The sequence below is a fragment of the Olleya sp. KJ81-1 genome (assembly GCF_055808135.1).
Map to the genome: position 1 here is coordinate 2,941,853 of NZ_CM147854.1, position 25,857 is coordinate 2,967,709.

General features: G+C 33.5%; 16 protein-coding genes and 1 pseudogene. 5 read left to right on the forward strand and 12 right to left on the reverse strand.

Annotation, left to right across the window (positions count from 1 at the left end; genetic code table 11):
- Positions 1-6: 6 nt before the first annotated feature.
- From AC0L3M_RS13795 to AC0L3M_RS13805, 3 genes are all read right to left on the reverse strand, one after another.
- The gene (locus AC0L3M_RS13795; protein ID WP_292943489.1) at positions 7-861 is read right to left on the reverse strand and encodes an OmpA family protein; all 855 of its coding nucleotides are present in this window, start codon (positions 859-861) and stop codon (positions 7-9) included.
- Positions 862-1,141: 280 nt separating this feature from the next.
- The gene (locus AC0L3M_RS13800; RefSeq protein ID WP_473431142.1) at positions 1,142-3,427 is read right to left on the reverse strand and encodes an anion permease; all 2,286 of its coding nucleotides are present in this window, start codon (positions 3,425-3,427) and stop codon (positions 1,142-1,144) included.
- Between the two features lie 77 nt (positions 3,428-3,504).
- Entirely contained in the window at positions 3,505-4,707 is a 1,203-nt protein-coding gene (locus AC0L3M_RS13805; protein ID WP_473431143.1) for a porin, read from the reverse strand.
- Positions 4,708-5,097: 390 nt separating this feature from the next.
- On the opposite strand from AC0L3M_RS13805, the gene AC0L3M_RS13810 reads away from it, so the two are divergent.
- Complete coding sequence (locus AC0L3M_RS13810; protein ID WP_292943495.1) at positions 5,098-5,457, forward strand: toxin-antitoxin system YwqK family antitoxin; 360 nt, start codon at positions 5,098-5,100, stop codon at positions 5,455-5,457.
- A 60-nt stretch (positions 5,458-5,517) separates the two neighbouring features.
- On the opposite strand, the gene AC0L3M_RS13815 is transcribed toward AC0L3M_RS13810, so the two are convergent.
- Positions 5,518-6,687, reverse strand: a complete 1,170-nt coding sequence (locus tag AC0L3M_RS13815) for a multidrug transporter (protein WP_473431144.1) — start codon at positions 6,685-6,687, stop codon at positions 5,518-5,520.
- A gap of 44 nt (positions 6,688-6,731) precedes the next feature.
- The gene (locus tag AC0L3M_RS13820) at positions 6,732-9,536 is read right to left on the reverse strand and encodes a TonB-dependent receptor (protein ID WP_473431145.1); all 2,805 of its coding nucleotides are present in this window, start codon (positions 9,534-9,536) and stop codon (positions 6,732-6,734) included.
- A 202-nt stretch (positions 9,537-9,738) separates the two neighbouring features.
- On the opposite strand from AC0L3M_RS13820, the gene AC0L3M_RS13825 reads away from it, so the two are divergent.
- The 3 genes from AC0L3M_RS13825 (at position 9,739) to AC0L3M_RS13835 (ending at position 15,917) form a co-directional block, all read left to right on the forward strand.
- Complete coding sequence (locus AC0L3M_RS13825; RefSeq protein WP_473431146.1) at positions 9,739-11,082, forward strand: deoxyguanosinetriphosphate triphosphohydrolase; 1,344 nt, start codon at positions 9,739-9,741, stop codon at positions 11,080-11,082.
- 131 nt (positions 11,083-11,213) lie between these two features.
- The gene (locus AC0L3M_RS13830; protein ID WP_473431147.1) at positions 11,214-15,200 is read left to right on the forward strand and encodes a thrombospondin type 3 repeat-containing protein; all 3,987 of its coding nucleotides are present in this window, start codon (positions 11,214-11,216) and stop codon (positions 15,198-15,200) included.
- 6 nt (positions 15,201-15,206) lie between these two features.
- Positions 15,207-15,917: a hypothetical protein gene (locus AC0L3M_RS13835; RefSeq protein ID WP_145005895.1), complete on the forward strand. Its 711-nt coding sequence runs from the start codon at positions 15,207-15,209 to the stop codon at positions 15,915-15,917.
- A gap of 41 nt (positions 15,918-15,958) precedes the next feature.
- Here AC0L3M_RS13835 and dxs read toward each other — a convergent pair whose 3' ends face one another.
- Entirely contained in the window at positions 15,959-17,728 is a 1,770-nt protein-coding gene (gene dxs, locus AC0L3M_RS13840; RefSeq protein ID WP_473431148.1) for a 1-deoxy-D-xylulose-5-phosphate synthase, read from the reverse strand.
- Between the two features lie 60 nt (positions 17,729-17,788).
- On the opposite strand from dxs, the gene AC0L3M_RS13845 reads away from it, so the two are divergent.
- Positions 17,789-18,238: a nucleoside deaminase gene (locus tag AC0L3M_RS13845; protein WP_292943511.1), complete on the forward strand. Its 450-nt coding sequence runs from the start codon at positions 17,789-17,791 to the stop codon at positions 18,236-18,238.
- A gap of 139 nt (positions 18,239-18,377) precedes the next feature.
- On the opposite strand, the gene AC0L3M_RS13850 is transcribed toward AC0L3M_RS13845, so the two are convergent.
- From AC0L3M_RS13850 to AC0L3M_RS13875, 6 genes and pseudogenes are all read right to left on the reverse strand, one after another.
- Entirely contained in the window at positions 18,378-18,617 is a 240-nt protein-coding gene (locus AC0L3M_RS13850; RefSeq protein WP_145005906.1) for a hypothetical protein, read from the reverse strand.
- A gap of 43 nt (positions 18,618-18,660) precedes the next feature.
- Positions 18,661-19,062 (reverse strand): CBS domain-containing protein, encoded by a 402-nt coding sequence (locus AC0L3M_RS13855; protein WP_473431149.1) that lies wholly within the window; start codon positions 19,060-19,062, stop codon positions 18,661-18,663.
- 80 nt (positions 19,063-19,142) lie between these two features.
- A pseudogene (locus tag AC0L3M_RS13860) lies at positions 19,143-20,194 on the reverse strand (chloride channel protein).
- A complete protein-coding gene (locus AC0L3M_RS13865) occupies positions 20,148-20,438 on the reverse strand; it encodes a hypothetical protein (RefSeq protein ID WP_473431150.1) in 291 nt (96 codons plus the stop codon). Before AC0L3M_RS13865 ends, AC0L3M_RS13860 begins: the two are co-directional and overlap by 47 nt.
- Before the next feature lie 46 nt (positions 20,439-20,484).
- A complete protein-coding gene (gene aspS, locus AC0L3M_RS13870; protein WP_473431151.1) occupies positions 20,485-22,239 on the reverse strand; it encodes an aspartate--tRNA ligase in 1,755 nt (584 codons plus the stop codon).
- 94 nt (positions 22,240-22,333) lie between these two features.
- Positions 22,334-25,846, reverse strand: a complete 3,513-nt coding sequence (locus AC0L3M_RS13875; protein ID WP_473431152.1) for an efflux RND transporter permease subunit — start codon at positions 25,844-25,846, stop codon at positions 22,334-22,336.
- Between the last annotated feature and the right edge of the window lie 11 nt (positions 25,847-25,857).

Consider the following 25,857-nt stretch of genomic DNA (forward strand, 5'->3'; position numbering starts at 1 on the left):
GTCTAACTAGTTTTGTTGTGCCATTAAAGCAAAAAACTTATCAATGTTAGGCAGTATTAAAATTCGCGTACGTCTGTTTCTAGAACGTCCTTCGCTAGTGTCGTTATCTGTAACTGGTTTATAGCTGCTTCTACCAGATGCAATTAATTTTTCTGGTGCCACACCAAAGTCTTTTTGTAGTTTTCTAACTACAGAAGTGGCACGTAATACACTTAAATCCCAGTTGTCAGCTACTTTATCTGTACTGATTGTTCTAGAGTCTGTATGACCTTCAATCATAACATCTAAGCTTGGCTCAGAGTTTATAACGTCAGCTAATTTTTTTAATATTTTGTCTGCTTTTTTGCTAATTCTGTAGCTTCCGCTATTAAAAAGCATTTTATCAGAAATAGATATCATAACTACAGTTTCCTCGATGTTAATCGCGATATCATCACTTTCATCTAAATCTGTAGTGTCAACAAAACGTTTTAAGTTTAATGATAAAGCCATGTTCATTGAGTCTTCCAATGTCGTAACATATTTCATTACTTCTGGACTTACACGACTTAAAGTTTCGCGCATACCAACTTTAGCTTTTTCTGAAATAACAGCTTTGTTTCCAACTGCGTCAAATTTAGTCTGATTTTCTTCAGTTAAAACACCTACTTCATCAGTCAGATTATTGATTTTAGAATTATACTCATTTACTCTAGCTTCAATTTTTGCAAATTTAGCTTCTAATTCTTCTTTTTCAACCTGAGTCTTTTGTAGCTCGCTAGTTATTTGTCCTTTTTCTTGTTCTAATGCGACAAATTTCTTTTTAGAAACGCATGATGACAATATTACTAAAGCGAATAAGGCTATTGATGTTTTTTTCATAAATACATTAATTTTTAGTTATTCTATTTACGAATGCTAAGCTGTTTTGGATGTTTTAATCTTGGGTTTATTGAAAACGGTGTGTGCTTTTAGTTTGATTTTTAGACTTTAAACGCCTGTTTATTATGGTTTTAAATAGGTCAGGCTAAGTCTTTGTTTTTTTTAAATTTTGAATACCATAAAGTAGTATGGACTATATTTAAAGTATTAACTATTGATGTATAGACATAAAAAAAGCTACCTGATTAAGGGTAGCTTTTTATTATAAATGGTATTTAATTTATTCCTCTTCTAAAGTAGCAGGAGTTACAGACGCATCATGAGCGTTATGGTACTCTTCTAAAAGATTCATAGTGGCACTAAGTAAATCCTTAGTTTCTGATAATAAATTAAAATATAAGGTTGTATTTTTTGGACTAGACTCTTCAGTTCTTGTACGCTCTACTTGCTTAATAATTTTAGAGGAAACAAGTTCCATTATTTCATTCTTTCTTCCTAAAATATCTCCTATTTGTTCAAATGAGCGTGAGTTAAATGCGTTTTGTGTATTATTGAAAAACAAATCAAAACGTGCATCAATCTCTTTAAGCTCTTTTATTTGACTAAACTTTAATTTTTTATGATTGTTGTTTACGTGTTTATGACTCATTTTAGTAATGTAGTCTAACGACTGCGTCATGTCTTGTAAATAACCTAAAATATTGATGTAAAAGTTACTTGCGTTTAAGCTAGATTCATCTAAATTTTTAATAAAATAAAAGATATTATCTCTAAGCGCATCTACTTCTGTAGACAGTTTAATAACTTGTTTTTTATTCTTTTTAAGTAATGCGCTATCCTGTTTAGCTAAACCATTAATAGCGTTAGTGTAAATTTTGTTTCCTCTTTTTACAACGTTAGCAATGTTTTTAGCACTTTCGTGAATAACACCTTGTACAGAGCTACTTTCTGAGTCTGTTAAGCTATCCTCTGGAGCAGTTTTGTTAGATGTCTCTTTGTGTGATAAATAATTTCTAACTAGTAAAATAGCAGTTAATAGTAATAATATTGGTGTCATCACTTTAGGATTCCACTTTATTAAAAATACGACTGTACCTGCAACAAAAAAGGCTCCAATAGCAGTTCCAAACCAACCACCAATTACATTTAATACACCAGCAACTCTATATACAGCACTTTCGCGTCCCCAAGCACGATCCGCAAAGGATGTACCCATTGCTACCATAAACGTTACGTAAGTTGTAGATAAAGGCAGTTTCATAGATGTAGCAATTGCAATTAATACACCAGCCACCATAAGGTTAACAGATGCTCTAATCATATCAAAAGCTGGTAAATCTTTACTTTGTGTTTTAGTCAAAGCTTTAGCAGTAGGCTTTTGAAAGCTTTTGTCAATTTTTGCTTGCGTTGATTTTGGTACAATAGCACTAAAGTAATCAGATAAAGCTGAGGTTCCTTTTACAATACCTCTAGATAACATGTTAGGTTCAAATTTTTCATGCGTATCACCTTGGCTAGATAAGTTAATTTCAGTTTCGGCTACTGTTTTAGCTTTTTTAGAAAACCATAACGTTAATACCATAATAGCTCCAGAAATAAACAATAATAAAGGCTCGGCTGGTACTTTTTTCTCTAAAATTGCCATAGAGAAATCTGCTGGTAATGTTCCTGAAGTAGTAAAGGCTGTTTGCATCGCTTCAAACGAGTGGTAAGCTGCCATAGGTACACCAATAAAGTTTACCAAGTCATTTCCAGAAAAGGCTAATGCTAATCCAAATGTACCAACTGCTATTACTATAATAAGAACACTTTTTTTAGTTAATTTTTGAAAAATATACGAAAATAAAGTCCAGAAAATAACGCTTCCTATTAGTATGTATAATTCGTTTCCTTCTACAACACTATTAATGCTTTTGTAAAAAGGAGTCCCTTTAAGACCTTTTAAAAAGATAAAGTAAGTTATTGAAGCTAATGATATACCACCAAAAATAGCTCCAAAATATTTAGATTTTTTTTCGTATTGAAAAGTAAAAATTAAACGCGATACCCATTGTACTAATGAACCAACAGTAAATGCTATAAAGACAGACATTACAATTCCTGTAATAATTTCGACAGCTTTTTTAGTGTTAATATAGTTTCCTAAATCAGCAAATGTTTGCGTGTCTGAAGCACTAATTTTAATTAATGACATTACAACTGCTGCACCAAGTAGGTTAAATACAATGGATACAGTAGTGGATGTTGGTAAACCTAATGTATTAAAAAAGTCAAGTAGTAAAATATCAGTAATCATTACTGCCATAAATATATACATGATCTCCTCAAAGCTAAACATAGCAGGTACAAAAATACCTTTACGTGCTACTTCCATCATTCCGCTAGAAAATACAGCACCAATAAAGATACCTAAACTAGCAACTATCATGATAGTTCGCATAGAAATAGCTTTGGAGCCTATAGCTGAGTTTAGGAAGTTGATGGCGTCATTACTAACACCTACAACAATATCAACGATTGCTAATACTGTTATGGCAATCAACATAAATAAATAAATATTATCCATAGTTTTTAATTAAAATAAGTTTGCAAATATCTTTACTGTTTTCGAGTGCAATGTTATGACAATGTTATGTTTTATTGTTAAAAATGAAGGTCAAATCCAAGTCTAAAGGTAATGTTATCTTCGTTACCGCTTACAGTTGTGTAACTTAAATCTGTTTGTACTTTTAGTTTGTGTCCAACAATATATCTAGATCCTCCTAAAGTGTACTGATTTGTCGGTAAGTTTCCGGTTACAGCATCATAAGTTAATGTAGTGTATCTAGCTGCAATTTCATAATTACTTTTAAATAAATAGCCTGCTTGTAAATTTAGGGCTTTACCAGTTAAAACAATAGCTCCAGTTGGTGTTGTACCATCTGTGTCAATTGCTATAGGTTGATCGGCCTCTCTATTAGCATATTCTCCCATAAATGAAAATCCTTTGTATTTAAACATAGCATCTGCGAAAATAGTAGATATGTTGGTTTCATACAATGTGCCATCACTTTTAAATAGGTAGTCGCCTAAACCGCTTCGTTCGCGTACAGCGTTTTCGTTAAAATTATAAGTGAACCCTAACATTAATTTAGGCTTAGATTCTCTTTTTAAATCTGCTTGTATATAGTCTCCTTTAGATTGAAACTTACCAAAAGGTAAAAACTCTAAACGACCTGTATATTGTAGACCACCTTCGTTACCTTCCGAGACATTACGACCTTCGCCTTGGGAAATAGCTAATTTTTGACGCATTAAAAAATTACCTCCTAAGTTTGATGTGTGTCGTAATTGTAATCCTAAGTCACGATCAATATTAAAACGACTGTTTAATAAAGAACGATCAATTAATTGCAGATTTGCGGATGACACAACACGCTCTACATTACCTGGTAATTTTGTTTGTCCAGCCCAAAGCTCCCAATTATCAGCAAATTGCCACATAATTACAGCATCTAAAATATATCTAGGTGTATTACGATTAAATTGGTTTGCACCAGAAATATCTCTGTTAGATAAACCTAATTCTATTTTGTATTTTAATTTTGGACTGTAGGCAAAACCATCAAACTTTAAACGTGCACGTCGCACAATAAAGTTGTGTTCTGGACTAGTATATTGCGACCCATCATGATCCCAAGAGGATATAGATCTAACCTGAAAGCGAGGTGCAAATTTTATACTAAAAGAACTGTCCTTTGCTGTAAAATTAATTAGTCCTTTACCAAAGGACGTATCACTAATTTCTTGAGCACGCACAGTTAAGGTTATGCACAAGAATAGTGCAATAGATAAAATAAGTTTCATTACAAGGTATTAGTTTTTGTCGCTGCAAAGAAATAACTCTAATGTTAACTTAATGTTTCCTAAGTATTAACCTTATAAAATTAATAAAAAAAGACTGCTTTGGCCAAAAGCAGTCTCATTAGAAATCATAATAATGTAGTCGACAAAAACTAATAGATTATATGAAATACTAATTGTGTTGTCTTAAGACACCAACAAATATCAACACACAAAGTGATTTTAATGTAACCCTAATATTATGTAATTATTAAGGATTATTATGTGAATTTAATTTGTTTAATGATTGTTTTTCAGTGTTTTACAATCCCAATGTTAATTTAATGTTACGTAAATGTTGCATAAATGTTATGAATTGTGTATCTTTGAAGTATAATGTTAAAACCCATAATTATGAAGAAATCAATTTTAGTTTCAATTGCTTTTTTATTTACTGTGGTTTCTTTTGCTCAAGACAAAAGGGATTTAAAACTTAATAAAAACACTAACTTAATAGAAGTTGTTTATTATCACGACAATGGAGTTGTAAGCCAAACAGGAGCTTATACGACAGATGGTAAGTTGCAAGGTGAGTGGTTAAGTTTTGATACAGCAGGCAAGAAACAAGTTTCAGCAAGTTATGATAATGGTAAAAAAGTCGGCAAGTGGTTTTATTGGAATGATACCACTCTTAAAGAAGTAGATTATAGTAATAACAAAATTGCTAATGTTAGCGAGTGGGAAGTAAAAAATCCAGTAGCTACTAGTAATTAAGTTATTATATCAAAAAAAGCCTTGCATTTGCAAGGCTTTTTTTGATATATGTATATTGGTTTAATTGATTGTCCAACCAGCTCCCCAAGTTGTATAATCTGTTCCAGTTGCAGAACCTTCTGCAGTGAAAAAGTCAGCATCTGTAAAAGTTACAGTAGTATCATTTTTAACTTTAGTTAAAACGTCAACAAAAGTTACTCCTGTTACCTGAAGATCGTCACTTACAACTCCGTTTCCTGTGTCAGCATCATCTAAATCAAAACCTTCAGCATATCCTGTTATCATGATATTGCTAAATAATCCTTGAGTACCAGCTCTTAATCTAACCGCTTCTGATGAGTTAACTGATCCTTCACCAATAATAGTTACGTTGTTTACAGTTGGTTTAGAGAATATTCCTGTTGCATTACTAAAGTCAGTATTGTATCCATCTGCTTCAATTGCTTTATCATCTGTTGCTCTGTTAGAGATGTAAACATTGTTTAATGTTCCAGAAAAACCTTCTGTCCAATCTACTGAGTCATCTTCTGCATTGATTACAGAGATGTAGCTTGCATTAACTGTTCCTCCAAAAAATTCTATTCCATCATCTTTTCCTTCGTAAGCTTGGATGTAGTTTACAGACGTTCCGTTACCTACACCATAAAAAGAGAATCCGTTATTTTCAGATTGTCCATCAGCTGCACCACCAGAATACTCTACACGTACATAGCTTAAAGATCCAGAATTATCGTTTGCAACATTTCCACCGTAAGGTAAACTTGCAATTTCAGAAGTTGCAGTGTTTGTTCCTGTAACAGAGTTGATAGGTGCTTTTCCTAGTAAGATTAATCCTCCCCAATCTCCAGCAGCAGGACTTGCAGCGTCAGATGTAAAAACAATAGGGCAATCTGCAGTACCATTAGCTATGATTTGTGCACCTTGAGATATTGCAATATATACATCTGCTCCAGATGATAAAGCCTTAATAGTCATACATGGTGGAATGGTTAAAGTAGTTCCACTTGCCATAATTAAAGATCCATTTAACTTATAAGTGTTGTTAGCATCTAATGTTAAGTCTTCAGTATAAGTACCAGACAAGAAAATAGTTGAAGGGTCAGTTGTGCCTCCTCCAGATGTATTATTGGTTACACTATTGTCGTTAATTACAATATCAGATGTGTCATCAGTTGAGCAAGAGAATACTGTTGCTGCTAATGCTAAGCCTAAAATTATTTGTTTTTTCATTGTTTTTAGTTTTTTAGTTGTACTATGTTTTTGTGTTATGTTTATTAAAATTTATATTTAAGTTGAAGTCCTATATTCATACCTCTTTTGTAATCTGTAACACCTTTTCCGTTTGCAGATACTACTAATACATCACCTTGGTTTTGGTCTTCTCTAACGTATTGAATAGTTGGGTCTAAAAGATTTTTAGCGCTTAAGTTGATTTCAAAATTATCATTGATTGTGTTTTTCCAGATAAAGTCTAAAGTTGGAACACTTTTTTCTACAATGTTTCCTAAATCACCAGAACCTAATGCATCGATACGATCAGAGAAGTATGAAAATACTAAGTTGGCAACAGGCTTGTAGTTTTTAAATGTTGGAGAATAGCTGATGTCTGCATTTAGGATAAATGGTGAAGCACCTTGTAATTCGTCTTCGGTTTTATTGAAAGCTAAATCAAATGTTCCATCTATGTTTTCATATAAATCTTGATTAGTTTTCATGTAAGTTGCATTAACTCCAAATGATAAATTGGTGTTTTGATCTGCATCAACTAATAGGTCTTTTCTTAATTCAACTTCAACACCATAAACAGTTGCTTGATCTCCTGTTCTAACATAACGTTGAGTACCTGTTGCATCACCAACAACAACAAGATTTATTGGATTGTCAATTTGTTTGGTAAATGCACCTATTGAAAAGATTTCGCTTTTACTAAAAAACCACTCATATTTTAAATCAATATTTAAAACTTCAGAGTAACCAAGTGCATCTGGATTACCACCTATACGAGTTGACACGTCTTCGTAAACAAAAGGAGCTATTTCTTTAAACTCTGGTGTAGATACTGTTTTACTTGCAGATAATCTTAGGTTTTGATCATCTGTTAGGCTGTATTTAATGTTTAAACTTGGTAAAATAAATGTTTCTTCAGATACTTTAGAGTCTACACCATTATTTCCTAAGTTGATCACGTTGTAATCAATACTTTGCTCAAAATTTTCTAATCTTACGCCTGGTACAAACAACCATTTTTCTCCTGCTTTAATTTGGGCATCTACATATCCAGCATAAATATTAAGCTTTCCATTGTAAGTGTTTTCAAAAAGTCCAGGTCTGTTAGTGTTAGAAAGTGTTGGGTAAGGTTTTAGTACTTTAATTTCGTATAAACCGTTTGACGATTCAGTAAGATTTAAGTTGTCAAGATTAAAAACTGAATCAAAGTTGTTTACATCTGTTATTTGATAATTACTATCAACTATATCGTAACCATATCTAACATTATTAAATTGTCTTGTTTTGTTACGACCATTGTATCCAAAGTTAAATTTAAGATTGTCATTAACTTCGTAAGCTAAATTGATGCGACCATTATATTCGTCATCTTCAATTTTTTGAAAGTAACGTTGGTTATCAAATACTACATTGCTGTAAAAGGTTGGGTTTGTTGTAGGATCATTATCTAATGCATAATCATAGTTTTCTACACTAAAACGCTTACGGTCTGGTTGATCAGAAAACACTTTGTTGTATCCAAATCCCCAATCTAATTCAAAATTACCAGATTTATTATTTCCTATTAATTGATTGACAAACATTTTTGTTTGATCAAATTGTATGTTTTGTTGGTAAAACCCTTTGTCTGTGTTTAGGATGGCATCTCTGCTTCTTCCATTACCATCTGTTCCATAATATCCAACCTCGTCAGAAGAGCTATTAATAAATACAGAATTAAAACTTAGAGTATTTTCAGAGTTTATTTTGTAATTAATATTAGCCATAGCTGTTGAGGTAGTAGAATACTCATATTCTTCAGCAGCTTCAAATGCTTTTTTCTCCACTGTAGAAAAATCTACAGACCTACCTTGTCTGTATTCGTAGTTGTTTTCAAATCCACCAGTTACAAAAAAGCTTAATCTAGAACCGTTTTCAAAATTAAAAGAGCTACCACCTGATGCACCATAAGCCACATTTATTGGTGTGTCTACAGCTACAGGATCTACACCATGAGATAGTATAATTGCAAATGGATTATGCTCATTTCTACCATAAAAACCAAAGTAACCTGTACCTTCACTACGTACAAAGTTTTTGTCAATAGCATTAGTGTTAAAGCCACTACCTGTAAAAGCAGTTGCAAAGCTACCGCCTTTATGTTCTTTAGAAGTGATATCTACATTTCCAGCAGCAAAGTCTCCGTAAAATTGAGAGGCATAAGCTTTACTTATCGACACGTTTTGAATAACGTCTGATGAAAATAGATTTAAATCAATATTTTTCTTGTTAACATCATTAGATGGTAATGATAATCCATTCATGGTTGTGTTAAGGTATCTGTCCCCAAGACCTCTTACATATACGTTGCTTGATCCTTCTTGCTTAGATACACCAGATATTTTGGCAACAGCACCAGCAGCATCACTAACTCCTTTTCTTGATAATTCTTCTGCACCAATACTCTGTTTGATTTCGACCGCTTTTTTCTGGTCTAAAAGTAATGCAGTTTCACTTTCACGCTTGGTTGTAACCGTTTCTAAAATTACTTCGTCTAGAGACGCAGCACTTGCTCCCATTGCAATATCAATGGTTGTTGTTTTTCCAGCTTCCACTGTAGTTGCAATGGTTTGTGTTTGGTAACCAACAAAACTAAATTCTATATTATATGCACCTGGCTTAAGGTCGGTAAATTGGTATTGACCATTATCATCAGATGTTGTACCTATAGTAGTGCCTTTAATTAAGATATTGGCAAATGCTAGCGGTTCGTCGTTAAATTCTTTATCAGTTAAAGTTCCTGATATCGAACCATTTTGAGAATAAGTTGCGATGCTAAATAAAGCAAAAAGTAAGTATGTTAAATTTTTCATTTTGACTATTAAAATTCTTGGTGCAAAGAAACCTTGATGTTGTAAAGTCAAGGTTAACTGCAGATTAATAGTTAGTCACCAAAAAGTTAGCTAAAGGTTAACAGGGTCGTTTTAGTGTCACTATCTGTAAACATTAAGTTAACATTAGAAAGTACTTTGCTTTATTTTTCAAATAGTTATCTTGCAATACTAAATTTTGAATATGAATTGGGAGCAATTACTATCGTTAAAGCGCTTTGGCGACACTAATAAAAGATTAAGAAAAGAACAAGATGAGACCAGATTAGGTTTTGAAGTAGATTATGACCGTGTCATTTTTTCGTCAGAGTTTAGAAGCCTTCAGGATAAAACGCAAGTAATACCATTGTCTAAAACAGACTTTGTACATACACGATTAACCCATAGTTTAGAGGTTAGTGTTGTGGGACGCTCATTAGGTAGAAAAGTTGGGCAAAAAATTTTAGAAAAGCATCCACATCTTCAAAATATACATGGCTATTTACCAAACGATTTTGGAGCAATTGTAGCTTCAGCAGCATTAGCACATGATATAGGTAATCCGCCTTTTGGGCATTCTGGTGAAAAAGCAATTGGCGAATTTTTTATTTCTGGTGAAGGACAGCATTACAAGCATGATTTAACTGATAGTCAATATCAAGATTTATGTGATTTTGAAGGTAATGCAAACGGTTTTAAAATTGTTACGCAAAGTCGTGCAGGAAGAGAAGGTGGTTTAAGATTAAGCTATGCTACGCTAGGCGCTTTTACTAAATACCCAAAAGCCTCATTACCTAAAAAACCATCACAACATATTGCAGATAAAAAGTATGGTTTTTTTCAAACCGAAAAAGAATCATTTAAAGACGTTGCAGAAGAGTTGGGTTTAATTCCAAGAGGTGATGCTGCCAACTTAAGCTACTCTCGTCACCCTTTAGCTTTTTTAGTTGAAGCTGCAGACGATATATGTTATACAATAATAGACTTTGAAGACGGAATTAATCTTGGATTAATTGAAGAGGAGTATGCATTAGAATATCTTATTAATTTAGTTCGAAATTCCATTAACACTAATAAATACCATAAGCTAACTAATACTAAGGATAGGGTAAGTTATTTACGTGCATTAGCTATCAATACATTAATTAACGAAGCAGTCACCATATTTATGGAAAACGAAGAAGCTATACTTAGCGGTCAATTTAGTATTAGCTTATTGGATAAAAGTAAGTATGAAGCACAAATCAATGATATTATAAAATTAAGCATTGATAAAGTGTATCAATCTAAAGATGTAGTAGATAAAGAAATTGCTGGTTATCAAATATTAAATTCATTATTAAATACTTACAGTAAAGCTGTCAATAATACTTTTTTAGGAAAAGCTACTAATTATGATAAGCTAATAATGAAAGGTTTACCGTCAACATTAGACTTTAATACAGATAGTTTGTATGTAAGATTGCTAAATGTATGTCATTACGTGTCTTTAATGTCTGATAGTCAAGCGATTATCGAATATAGAAAAATAAAAGGGTTTAGTTTATAATTCGTATTTCTTCTAATTAAATGAATTTTTAACAATAAAACTCTTAAAAAAATATTAAAAACCGGTATTTTTATGCTCTTAAAAAATAAAATGAAGAAGAAAATTATTATCCTAACGTCATGCGTTTTAGTATGTCTTGCTTTTTTACCCTAACTAAAGTAAAAAACTCTGAAATTTCTGAGATGGCTAACGCTAAAGAAATTCACAAAAAACATTTAGAAAACAGTCCTTTTAAAGACGTTTTAAAATTAACTAAACCAGAAAGAAAAGCTGCTGGATTAACTCCTAACAAATACTACGAACAAGAATGGGAGTTAACAATGGATCCTATTTTAGGAAGACCAACAACAGAAAATCTTAAACAAATTAGAGAAGCTCAACAAGCTAAAAGACAAGCCTTTTTAGCTTCAGGTAGAGTGCCAGGAGATGCTATTGATAACAGTTGGACAGAAAGAGGTCCTAATAATGTTGGAGGTAGAACAAGAGCTATCATGTTTGATCCTAATGACACAACTAACCAAACCCTTTTTGCAGGTGGAGTTAGTGGAGGTTTATGGAAAAACACTAATATTTCTGACGCTAATTCTAGCTGGACTAGAATTGATATTCCAGAAAATTTAGCAGTTAGCTGTATCACTTATGATCCAAATAATACTAATATTTTTTATGTTGGAACAGGAGAATCTTACGTTGGAGGAGATGTAAATGGAGATGGTGTTTGGAAGTCTGAAGATGCAGGTACAACTTGGGCTAAAGTTTTAGGAGGTATCTCTGGACCAACAACAGCACAAACTATTATAAATAATATTACGGTTAATGCGCCAAGCAGTATTGCTGGAGATTATATCTCTAATCCTACAAGCATTTTTGGAGGAAGTATTGATACTGTAATTACAGCCGAGTTTATTTTAGCGGATGGATCTGTACCATTTACAGGTACTAACGGTCAAACATCCAATAATCCTAATGAAGGTTGTGGACCATCAACTATAGACATGACTGGAAAAATCGCTTTGATAAGAAGAGGGGTTTGTACATTTATTGAAAAAGTTAAATCAGCACAAGATGCTGGAGCAATTGGAGTTATAATGATGAATAATGTGGATGACGCATTAATTAATATGTCAGGAGATGATGACTCAATTGTAATTCCTGCAGTTATGATATCTCAAGCAGATGGAGATCTTATTGAAGCAGCTATTAATGCAGGTACTGTAACAGGGTCTTTAAATCCGCAAATTGGTGTTTTAAATGGTAATTTAGTTCCAGGAATACAATTTATAAACGATATTAAAGTAAGAGATAATAATGGTGTTTCAGAAGTGTATGTAGCAGCAGGAGATAGTTTTTATGGAGCAGCAAGTACAGCAACATTTTTAACAGGTCCAGAATTTGGATTATATAAATCAATTGATAACGGTACAAATTGGAACGAAGTAAATTTACCAACAACAACTTTAGGTAATAAATTTTGTCCAAACGACATCGAAATTGGTGCAGATAACAAAATTTGGTTATCAACCACTAATAGTACAGTTTTTGGTGATGGTGGAGGAAACATCCTTAACTCTACTGATGGTGTAACGTTTACAGTTAAACGTACTGTTCCAGATGCTACTAGAACTCAAATAGCGGTTTCGTCATCTAATGCAGATGTGGTTTACGTATTAGCACAAGGTAGTAATGCTGCAGCTCCAGTTTTAATGGAAAAAACAGTTGACGCTTTTACAAATAACTTAACAATGAGTCTGCCTAACGATGCAGATACTGGTATTCCAGCTAATGACTTTACAAGAGGTCAGGCGTTTTACGATTTAATGTTAGAGGTAGACCCTAATAATGACCAAACTATATTTGCAGGAGGTATTGATTTATTTAAGTCAAATAATGCAGGTGCTAACTGGAGTCAAATCTCTAAATGGTCAAATAATAATAACCTTGCAAGTTTAAATATTTCTTTAGTTCATGCAGATCAGCATGCAATGACCTTTGCAAATGGATCATCAACAGTAGTTGCTTTTGGTAACGATGGAGGTGTATATTATTCTGCAAATGCAGGATCAAATACAACGTCAAGAAATAAAGATTTTAACACCTCGCAATTCTATACGGTAGGTGTAGCTCCAACAACCGCTTTTACAGGAGATTATTTTGCAGGAGGATTACAAGATAATGGAACACAATTATTTGAAAATGCTAATCCAAATCAAACAGATGCTACGATTGAAGCTTATGGTGGAGATGGTGCTTTTACATTTTTTGACCAAGACGGAACAGATCAATATTTTGTAAGAAACTACGTGTATAACTCAGGGATTAACGTTTATAATTTTGCAACAAGTTCTAATGTTACCATTAACAATGAGACTGCTTCAAATGGAGCGTTTATAAACCCTCAAGCATTAGATTCTAATTTAGATATTTTATATTCTAATTATTCGTCAGGAGGAAATAGTATTATTAGAAGATATTCAGGGATTAAATCTCAGTCTACACTTCAAGCAGCAAGTTTAACAGATCCGTTATTAACAAGCACACCAACTGCGTTTACTGTTTCTCCTTACACTACAACGTCATCAAAAGTATTAGTTGGTACAATTCTAGGAGATGTGTTTTTAATAGAAAATGCAAATTTAGCCACACCAACATTTACCAAATTAGATCCTTCAAATGTGATTTTTGGAAGTGTTTCTGATGTAGAATTTGGAGCTACTGAAAACGAAATTTTCTTAACTATACATAATTATGGTGTAGAGAGTATTTGGTATTCTAACGATGGTGGTTTGGTATGGCAAGCTAAAGAAGGAGATTTACCTGATATGCCAGTTAAAGCAATTTTACAAAACCCTTTAAGTCCTAACGAAGTTATTATTGGAACAGAATTAGGTGTTTGGTTTACAAATAATTTCTCTGATGCTAATCCAAACTGGAGTCAAGCTTTTAACGGAATGTCAAATGTTAAAGTAACAGACCTAGATTTAAGAGATGATAATATGGTGTTTGCTTCAACTTACGGTAGAGGAATCTTTTCTGGAGAGTTTAAAATTGATGCAAATGGTGACGAAGATGGTGATGGTGTTCTAAACGGAGTCGATAATTGTGTTAATACAGCTAATGCAGATCAAGCAGATGCAGACGGAAACGGTATTGGAGATGCATGTCAAGATACAGATGGTGACGGAATATTAGATATAAATGATAACTGTCCATTAATAGCAAATCCAGGTCAAGAGGATGCAGACGGAAATGGTGTTGGTGATGCGTGTCAAGATACAGATGGTGACACTATTTTTGATGATGTCGATAACTGTATAGCAGTGTCAAATACAGATCAGCAAGATACTAACGGAAACGGAATTGGTGATGTTTGTGATACTAGTTATACTAATGCAGATAATATTGCTTTACAAATTATTTCAGAAACTTGTGATGGTCAAGATAATGGAAAAGTAGTAGTTACGGTTAATGAAACTTACGTGGATTATGTTGCAACTTTAGTAGGTAATGGATTAAACTTATCTCAGTCGTTTACTAATGACACCTATACTTTTGAAGATTTACCTGTTGGCTCTTATACAGTTTGTGTCTCTGTAGATGATATTGCAATAGATTACGAGCAATGTTTTGAAATTAATATAGATGAAGCTGGTGTAATAGAATTGCAGATTGCTAATAACAATACTCTTAATTCAGATACTACCAATGTAGACGTTAGTAGAGGTACTGCTCCATTTACAGTATTTTATAACCAAGAAGTTATCATGATAACTTCTGAAACTAATTTTGATTTAGATCTAGTTGGTAATGGAGAGTTAGAGATAAAAACAGCAAAAGCATGTGAAGGTACTTTTAGAAAAACAATTCAAAATGAGATAAGCTTAAAAGCTAGTCCTAATCCAGTAATTGATAATCTTAAAATAACAATTCCAAGTTCAGATTCTAAATCTACAATCGGAATTCAAATTTATGATGTTACAGGTAAGTTAGTACTTAATAATAACTACCAAAAAACTAGTGCAAATTATATTCAAGTTCCTTTTGCTAATCTAAATTCAGGAATCTATTTTATTCAGGTAGATTTAGGTACTCCAGAGGTTTTAAAAATTATAAAAAAATAAAGAAAGATGAATAAGATATTTAAATTAATACCTGTATTAGCAATAACAGCATTTTTTAGTGCGTCTTGCAGTAGCAGTAGTGATGATGGAGGAGGTGCAGCTCCAGCGGTACCAAATACTGCTCCAACAGCAGTTTCAAATTTAGTGTACCCAAGTTCAGATTTGTTATGTATAGATAGTAACATTACATTTGAATGGGCTGCAGCAACAGATGTAGATAATGATGTTTTAGAATACACAATCAGAATTGCAACAGATAGAGACCAAACTAACATCGTAGCACAACAAACAACCACTAATACTTCTATAACAATCCAATTAGGAGCAGGAACAGCGTATTATTGGAACGTTATGGCTTCAGATGGCGAGGATAATGCAGCAGCATCACCTACCTTAGCGTTTTATACTGAAGGAAACGGAGTGGCTAATTATGCTCCATTTACAGCAGCATTAAATGCACCAGCTTTAGATGCTTTTGTAGCTGCAGGAACAACAACTTTAGATTGGACAGGTTCAGATGTAGATGCAGGAGATACATTAACTTACGATTTATATTTTGGGACTTCTACAAATCCTGCTGTTAGTCAATTAGATTTAGCAACATCAACTTTTGATGTAACTACTGTTGCGGCTACAACATATTATTGGAGAGTGGATACTAAAGATAATAACGGAGTAAAAAGTATTGGTCAAGAGTGGTCGTTTACCACAAACTAATACACTATTTACCTTATAATTTTAAATGGCAGACTAATTTTTTAGTCTGCCATTTTTTTTAGCAATTCACTTAAGCTTTTAGAGTCAAGCTGAATAGATTGCTGTAATTCTAAAACGGTTCCGTGTTCAATAAACTGATCCGGAATTCCTTTTAGAATTATCGTATTTTTATAATTGTGTTTTACTGAAAATTCAGCTATTGCACTACCAAAACCACCTACAACTGAAGCATCTTCAATAGTAACAATAGTTTTGTGTGTTTTAAATATTTCATGAAGCATCTCCAAATCTAATGGTTTTACAAAACGCATGTCGTAATGAGAAAATGCTGAGGTATCTTCAATTAAATCGAATGCTTCAGTAACATTTTTAGCCATATTCCCAATAGAAAGTATTGCGGTTGTTGTCCCTTGTTTTATGCACTCACCTTTTCCAATTTCAATTTTAGAAAACGGTTGCTGCCAATCTAAATTTTGACCACGTCCTCTTGGGTATCTAATAGCAATGGGCTGTTTTAAACCCAATTGCGCAGTGTACATAATGTTACGTAACTCGACTTCATTTCTTGGCGCAAAAATTATCAAGTTAGGGATGCAGCGTAAATAAGATAAGTCGTAAACACCATGATGTGTTGCTCCATCTTCACCAACCAATCCTGCACGATCCAAACAGAAAATGACCGGTAAGTTTTGTAAAGCAACGTCATGTATGACTTGGTCATAAGCACGTTGTAAAAAGGTTGAGTAGATATTACAAAACGGAACCATGCCTTGTGTAGCTAATCCAGCAGCAAATGTAACTGCGTGTTGTTCGGCAATTCCAACATCAAAAGCGCGCTCTGGAATTTGCTCCATCATATATTTTAAAGAGCTTCCAGTTGGCATTGCAGGTGTAATCCCAATTATTTTTTTGTTTTGTTGTGCTAATTCAACAATAGTATGTCCAAAAACATCTTGGTATTTAGGTGCTTGTTTGGTGTTTGATTTTGGGTTTAGCTCGCCAGTATCTTTATTAAACTTTCCTGGTGCATGATAGGTAACTTGGTTTTCTTCGGCTTGACGTAAACCTTTTCCTTTAGTGGTGATTACATGTAAAAACTTTGGACCTTTTACGTTTTTTAAACGCTTTAATTCTGAAATTAACAGAGGTAAATTATGGCCATCTATTGGTCCTGAATAGTCAAAGTTTAAAGCTTCAAAAATATTGTCTTGCTTTTCTGTGCCTTTTTTAACGTTAGTTAAATATTGCTTTAACGCACCAACACTTGGATCAATACCAATAGCATTGTCGTTTAAAATAACTAATAGATTGGCATCTGTAACACCTGCGTGATTTAAGCCTTCAAAAGCCATTCCGCTTGCTATAGAAGCATCGCCAATTACTGCAACATGTTGTGTGTTTAAATCGCCTTTTAATTTAGAGGCAATTGCCATACCCAAAGCTGCAGATATAGAAGTAGAGGAGTGTCCAACGCCAAACGTATCAAAGTTACTTTCTGACCTGTTTGGAAAACCGCTTAAACCACCAAGTTGTCTGTTGGTTTCAAAAGTATCGCGTCTACCAGTTAATATTTTGTGTCCATAGGCTTGGTGTCCAACATCCCAAACTAATTGGTCTTTTGGTGTGTTAAATACGTAATGAAGCGCTATGGTTAACTCTATCACACCAAGACTTGCGCCAAGATGTCCTTCTTTTGTCGCTACAATATTGATAATAAAATCACGAAGTTCTTTAGCAATAATAGGTAAGTCGTCTTGTTTTAAAAGACGAAGCTGTGTTGGGTTTTGTATTTTATTAAGGAATTTAGTCATTGCTTTACAAATGTAGTACTTGAAATTGTATTTTTGATTTTTAATAGTCAACTTTCTGATATGATAAACCCATACGACGATACTTATTTTATGAAAAAGGCACTCCAGGAAGCGGAAGAAGCTTTTGATAAAGGTGAAATTCCGGTTGGTGCTGTAATTGTTATTAAAGACCGCATTATTGCTAGAGCCCATAATTTAACAGAGCTTTTAAATGATGTTACTGCACATGCCGAAATGCAAGCTATTACTGCTGCTGCCAATTTTTTAGGTGGTAAATATTTAAAAGATTGTACGTTGTATGTGACTTTAGAGCCTTGTCAAATGTGCGCAGGTGCTTTGTATTGGAGTCAAATTTCTAAAATTGTTTATGGTGCAAGAGATGAGGATCGTGGTTGTATTGCATTAAATACAAAGCTACATCCTAAAACTAAAATGGAAGGTGGTGTGTTGGCTGAGGAAGCATCAGCTTTATTAAAGCGCTTTTTTATTGAAAAACGAAACTTAAATTAATAGACTGTTGTTGGCGGTTTAGTGCATTAGGGATAGTAACGACATCCTTTTTGTTTTACTAAAAAAAACAAAAAGATACAGTGGATAGCGCGACGCTTTGTAGCTTTTCAGCGGAAAAGGGTAATGCCCAAATAAAACACTAAAATCGTCTTTTATCGCCTTCTTTTTTACGCATGTCTTCTATTTTTTCTTTGGTTAACATGTATTCTTTGGCGTCTCTATCTTTCCATCTGTGGTAGGTAAATAAAGGGATGACCACAAAAAACAAGCCTAAAACACCAAAACCAATTAGCTTTTGTCCATAGTCAACTTCTAGCCAATAGCCACAAATAATACTAGCAACTGAGGCGATAAAAGATAATGCGATGATGTATTTCATGTTTTAAAAGACGTTATTTTTTGTAAAGATATAAAATGCTTTACTAAGTGGTGGTGTAGTTAATTAATTGGCGTCTGTAAGCGGTTAATAATTTAGATTTTGATACAAAACCAATGTATATACCATCTTTGATTACAGGTAGATTCCAAGCATTAGAATCTTGGAATTTTGCCATAACCGTTTTCATAGAGTCATTTTTATAATCAATAATATCTGGTGGATTATGCATCAGGTCTTCGACTAAAGTAGTGTCATAAAGTGTTTGATTAAACATGATTTCTCGGACATCATCCAACAGAATTATACCAACTAAAGCTTTGTTTTTATTGATCACAGGAAATAGATTTCGGGTGGATTTTGCAACACCTTTATGTAGCATATCTCCCAGTGTCATGTTTGGATTTAGTTTTACAAAATTAGTTTCTATTACACTATCTAAAGACATTAGTGTTAAGACGCTTTGATCTTTATTGTGGGTTAATAACTCGCCTTTTAAAGCTAACTCTTTGGTGTAAATGGTAAAATCTATCGCGTTTTTTTAATTATAAAAGACATAGATACTGCTATCATTAATGGGATAAACAGCTCGTATCCACCAGTGATTTCCGCAATTAAGAAAATGGCAGTTAATGGAGCATGTAGCACACCTGCAATTAATCCAGCCATACCAATTAAGGTAAAGTTGGTCTCGGACACATTAAAACCTAAGCCTAAATTGTTGATTATTTTGGCAACCACATTACCCAATGCACTACCCATTACCATGGTTGGAATAAATATTCCTCCAGCTCCACCAGCTGCAAATGTGGTGGTCATGGCTATGGCTTTAAATACCGTTATACCAATTAGTAATCCAATAACTACCCAAATATTATCGTTTAAATGGTCAAAAGGTGTTGTGCCTAAAGCTGCCAAATGGTTTCCTGCTAATAGGTTATTTATAAAACCAAAACCTTCTCCATATAATGGTGGAATAAAATATAGCATGACACCAATTGCTAATCCACCAATTATTAATTTTATTAATCTAGATTTAAAACGCTCGAAAAATTTTAAAATATAGAAATACATTTTTGTGAAATAAATTGAAGCAAATCCAGTTCCGATACCTAAAGCTACGTAAAAGAGAGTGTCTTTAATTTCGAATTTATCAGAAAAATTAAAGTTGAATAATAAGTCGTCACCCAAAAAAAGTATGACGTTAATACGGAAGAGACTGATGCGATTAATAATGGTAATAATGAAGCAAAGGTTAAATCTAAACTAAATACTTCAACCGCAAAGATGATTGCTGCAATTGGCGATTTAAATATAGATGAAATGGCGCCTGCTGCAGCACAGCCTATTAATAATGTACGCGTTTGTTGATTAACATGAAACAGCTTACCTAAGTTAGAGCTGATTGCAGATCCTGAAGCAATAGCTGGTCCAAGTAATCCAACAGATCCTCCAAAACCAACAGTTAGAGGTGCAGTTATTAATGGAATGTAAATTTTGGAACGCTCTATCAGTCCACTACGTTTTGATAATTTAAACAATATGGAAGGTATGGCGTGTTCTACCTTTTTTAGAGACATATTTTGTAAATAAATACACTAAAAACAAACCAAAAACAGGTAGTATAAAATAGACTTGGTTTTTAGAAAATACGACTAAGTTATCTAAAGCACTTTCTATGGTAAACGTTATGTTTCTTAGTGTTACCGCAGCTAATCCTGCCAATAGTCCAACCAATCCACTTAAAATATAAGTGAAGTTTTTTTCGGAGATATTTTTAATTCTCCAGATAAAAAAACGTTTATGTAATGGTTGCTTTGGCATTAATTAAATGTAATAAAAAATCCTGCAATTTGCAGGATTTTTATTTTTATGATTGTAAATCTAATTTAAGATTTAATTCCTTTAACTGTGCATCATCAATTGGAGCAGGAGCATCAATCATGACGTCTCGACCCGAATTGTTTTTAGGGAATGCAATAAAGTCTCTAATGGTTTCTTGACCTCCTAAAATAGATACTAATCTATCAAGACCAAAAGCTAATCCACCATGTGGAGGTGCGCCATATTCAAAAGCGTCCATTAAGAATCCAAATTGAGCTTTAGCTTCAGCTTCGCTAAACCCTAAATGTTTAAGCATGATAGCTTGTGTTGCTTTGTCGTGTATACGTATAGATCCACCACCAATTTCGTTTCCGTTAAGGACTAAATCGTACGCATTAGCTTTAACATCTCCTGGGTTAGTGTCTAATAATTCTATTTGACCAGGTTTTGGTGATGTAAACGGGTGGTGCATGGCGTGGTAATGACCAGTTTCTTCATCAAGCTCCAATAATGGGAAATCAATTACCCATAATGGTGCAAATACTTTAGGGTCACGTAAGCCTAAACGTGTTGCTAATTCCATACGTAATGCACTTAATTGCGCACGTACTTTATTAGTGTCTCCAGAAAGCACACAAACTAAATCGCCTGCTTTTGCGCCTGTTTTTTCTGCCCATTTAGCTAAATCGTCTTGGTCAAAAAACTTGTCTACAGAAGATTTGAATGTTCCGTCGTCATTACAACGTGAGTAAACCATACCTAAAGCACCAACTTGTGGACGTTTTACCCAATCAATTAATTTATCAATTTCTTTTCGTGTGTATTCGTTTCCGCCAGGAACAGCAATACCAACAACTAATTCGGCATCATTAAAAACACCAAAGTCTTTATGTTGTGCCACGTCATTAAGCTCTCCAAACTCCATTCCAAATCTAATGTCTGGTTTGTCATTTCCGTATAATCGCATCGCATCGTCATATAACATACGTGGGAATTTGTCAACCTCGACACCATTTACTTCTTTAAGTAAGTGACGTGTTAAGTTTTCAAATACATTTAAAATATCTTCTTGCTCTACAAACGCCATTTCGCAGTCAATTTGCGTAAATTCTGGTTGTCTGTCGGCACGTAAATCTTCATCTCTAAAACATTTAACAATCTGGAAATATTTGTCCATTCCTCCAACCATAAGCAATTGCTTAAAGGTTTGTGGTGATTGTGGTAATGCGTAAAATTCACCTTCGTTCATTCTAGAAGGTACTACAAAATCTCTAGCACCTTCTGGAGTAGATTTGATTAAGTATGGTGTTTCAACTTCAATAAAACCATTTCCTGACAAAAAGTTTCTAACCTCTTGCGTTACTTTAGCTCTAAAAATCAAGTTGTTTTTTACTGGATTACGTCTAATATCAAGGTAACGGTATTTCATTCTGATATCTTCACCACCATCCGTTTTATCTTCGATAGTAAAAGGAGGAAGTAAAGATTCATTTAGAATGTTTAATTCCGAAACTAAAATCTCGATATCTCCAGTTGGGATATTAGGGTTTTTAGAAGCACGCTCAATAACAGTTCCTTTAACTTGTATAACAAATTCGCGACCAAGCTTTTGTGCTTGTTCCATTATTGCTTTAGGTGTGCGTTCCTCATCAAAAATAAGTTGCGTTATACCGTAGCGATCACGTAGATCTACCCACATCATAAACCCTTTATCTCTTGATTTTTGTACCCAACCTGAAAGGGTAACTTCTGTATTTATATGTGATGCAGTTAACTCACCACAGTTATGACTTCTGTACATAATAGTTTATTAGAAATGCAAAAGTAAAAAATCCGAAGTAAAGACTTCGGATTTTTTGTTTAAATCATTTAAATGTATGTACTAAACTGAAAATTTACTCTTCAATTGCAGTTTCTAATGTAATATTGTCTTCATTTTTGTCTGAAGAAAATTTATCTCTTATCCACATTTTTAATTTAATTGATAAGAAAAATAATATTGGAACAACTATTAATGTTAGGAAGGTTGCGATTAATAAACCGTAAATAACCGTCCATGCTAGTGGGCCCCAAAACACAACATTATCTCCTCCCATGTATATGTTAGGATTAAGATCTGCGAATAGTGTAAAGAAGTTAATGTTTAGTCCAATTGCTAACGGTATTAATCCAAAAATGGTAGTAATTGCTGTTAGTAATACTGGTCTTAAACGTGCTTTTCCTGCATTTACAATACTTTCAAATAGGTCTTCATTTGTAAGATACTCATCTTCATCTAAATCTAATTTTGCTTTCTTTCTGTCAATAAGAAGTTGGGCATAATCTAATAATACCACACCGTTATTTACAACAATTCCGGCAAGCGATATAATACCAACCATAGTCATCATAATAACGAAAGAACTTCCTGAGATTACAATACCACCAAATACACCAATAAAACTAAGGAAAATAGCAATCATGATTATTGTTGGTTTTGAAACCGAATTAAATTGAAATATTAAGATAAAAAAGATTAATCCAAGTCCAGTAAAAAAGGCGCCAACTAAAAATAGCATTTGCTTGTTTTGCTCTTCAATTTGACCTGTGTAATCTATTTTGATACCTTTAGGTAAGTTTTCAAAACTTTTCATTTCGTTTTGAATTTGACTTACAATAGCAGCAGCATCTGTAAAACCTGGTGATAGAGCAGAGTAAACAGTTACAACACGTCTAGTGTCTTTGTGTTTAATTGCGCTAAAACCAGAGTTGTTTTCGTATTTAATAACCGCAGAAACTGGTACACTTTTTATTTGGCCTGTATTATCTCTAAACGTAATGTTTTGATTAAATAAAGCACTTTTGTTATATCTGTTTTCTTTATTAAAACGAACATAGATATCGTAATCGTCACCATCTTCTTTATAAACACCTGCTTTAGATCCAAAAACCGAACTACGTAATTGCTGTCCAACTTGCGCTGCACTAATACCTAGTTCTCCTGCTTTTTCTCTGTCAATAGTTACACGCATTGTAGGTTTGGCTTTGTTTACATCAATCTTAAGCTCGTCAATACCTTGAATGTTTTTGGTGTTAATAAACTCACGCATTGTTTCTGCTGTAGCAATAAGTTCATCATAATCTTCACCTTCAATTTCAATATTTATAGGCGCTCCAGCAGGAGGACCATTAGCATCTTTTTCTACCGAAATCAATACTCCTGGAAAAATACCTACTAATGCTGTTTGTACTTTTTGTCGTAAAACTTCACTGTCTTCGCCACGTCTAAATTTGTACTCACGCATAGAAGCGGTAATTTTAGCTTTGTGAGGCATTTCTGCAGCAGATCCACCATCGGTTTGCGGATTTCCTGCACCTTCACCAACTTGAGATACTGTGCTTTCTACTAAATAATTGTAGCCATCATCCATGTAATGGTCATCATTTAATACAGTAAATACACGTTGTTCTATCTCTTTGGTAATCGCATTTGTTTTTTCGATAGCAGTACCTTCAGGATATTCTATATAAACAATAATCTGATTTGGTTTGTTATCTGGGAAAAATTCTACTTTTGTTCGTTTAGCACCTAGAGACATACCAAATGCCACAAATGAGGCAATAAGTAGTAAAAAGGTACCAATACTTAATAGGTATGGTTTTCTTCCTGATAATGCCGCACGTAATTTACGCTCGTACCAGTTTTCTAAATTAACTAAAGCTTTGTTTTGGAAACTGTTTGCCCATTTTCTGATAAAGAATCGGTAAGCCCAAAGCATAACAGCTGTAAAAATCATTACAGTACCTAAACCTCTGTATGCTCCTCCAAAAATTAATATTAATATCCCGATGATAGCTATGATAGAGGATGTTTTAATGATTTGCTTTAATGGCATATCCTTATCTTCAATAGTCATGTATTTTGATACTAAAACCGAATTGAAAAAGATGGCAACAAATAAAGAGGATCCTAAAACTACGGATAATGTTATAGGTAAAATTTTCATGAATTCTCCCATAATTCCAGGCCATAATCCTAAAGGAATAAAGGCTGCAACTGTTGTAGCTGTTGATATGATAATAGGAAAAGCAATTTCGCCAATACCTTTTTTAGCAGCTTCAATTCTGCTCATCCCTTCGTCCTCCATTAAACGGTATACGTTTTCAACAACAACAATTCCGTTATCCACTAGCATACCAAGTCCCATAATAAGACCAAAAAGCACCATGGTATTTAAACTTTGACCTAATAATTGTAATATCATTAGTGACATAAACATGGACATTGGTATTGCAAAACCAACAAATAATGCGTTTTTAAATCCTAAAAAGAACATTAAAACCGTTACAACTAATATAACACCAAAGATGATATTATTTACTAAATCATCCACTTGACCAATGGTTTTTGAAGATTGATCGTTTACTACAGTAACAGTTAAATCTGGAGGAAATACATTGTCTATTGCATCTGCAACAATAACCTGAATTTGCTCTGCAGCAGCAACCATGTTTTTACCAGCACGTTTTTTAACGTCTAGCATGACTACAGGATGACCATACTCTCTAGCAAATGTTGTTTTATCTTCTTCTTTAAAAGATACGGTTGCTAAATCTTTAAGGTATATTGAGTTTCCGTTTTCTGCTTTTACAACAAAGTTTTCAAGCTCAGCAGGTGTTTCAATTTCACCTAGAACTCTAATAGTACGACGCTGTCCACTTGCTTTTAAGTTACCAGCAGACATCGTTAAGTTTCCATTGTTAATAGCGCCAATAATATCGTTAAAAGTAACTTGTGCTGCCATCATTTTATAAATGTCTACAGCGACTTCAACTTCTTTTTCTTGAGCACCACGAATGTCTGCTTTTTTAATTTCTTGCAGATTTTCTATTTCATCTTGAAGATACTCAGCATATTCTTTTAGTTTTTGAATAGGGTAATCTCCAGAAATATTAATGTTTAAGATTGGCATTTCTTCTGAAAGGCTTAACTCAAACACATCAGGTTCTACTTTTGCACCATTAAAGGTAGGCCAATCTTCGCCAGAAGTTTCTGTGTCAATTTCATCTTTTACTTTTTGTTTGGCTTGATCTACGGTTAAACCATCATCAAACTCGACTATTAATATCGAATAGTCTTCTTGCGATGTTGAGGTGATTTCGACAACATTACTAACCGTTTTTAATTTATCTTCTAAAGGATCTGAAATTAATTTTTCAATATCCTCTGCAGTGTTTCCTGGGTAAATAGAACTAACGTATATTTTAGTTTCGTTTACTTCCGGAAAGTTTTCTCTTGGCATGTCAAAAAACGCAGAAATCCCTAAGTAAAAAATTACTGCAATTAGGACATACATCGTGGTTTTGTTATTTATTGCCCACGATGATAAACCAAATTCTTTATCGACTTGTTTTTTCTTTTTAGTCATTATTTAGTTGG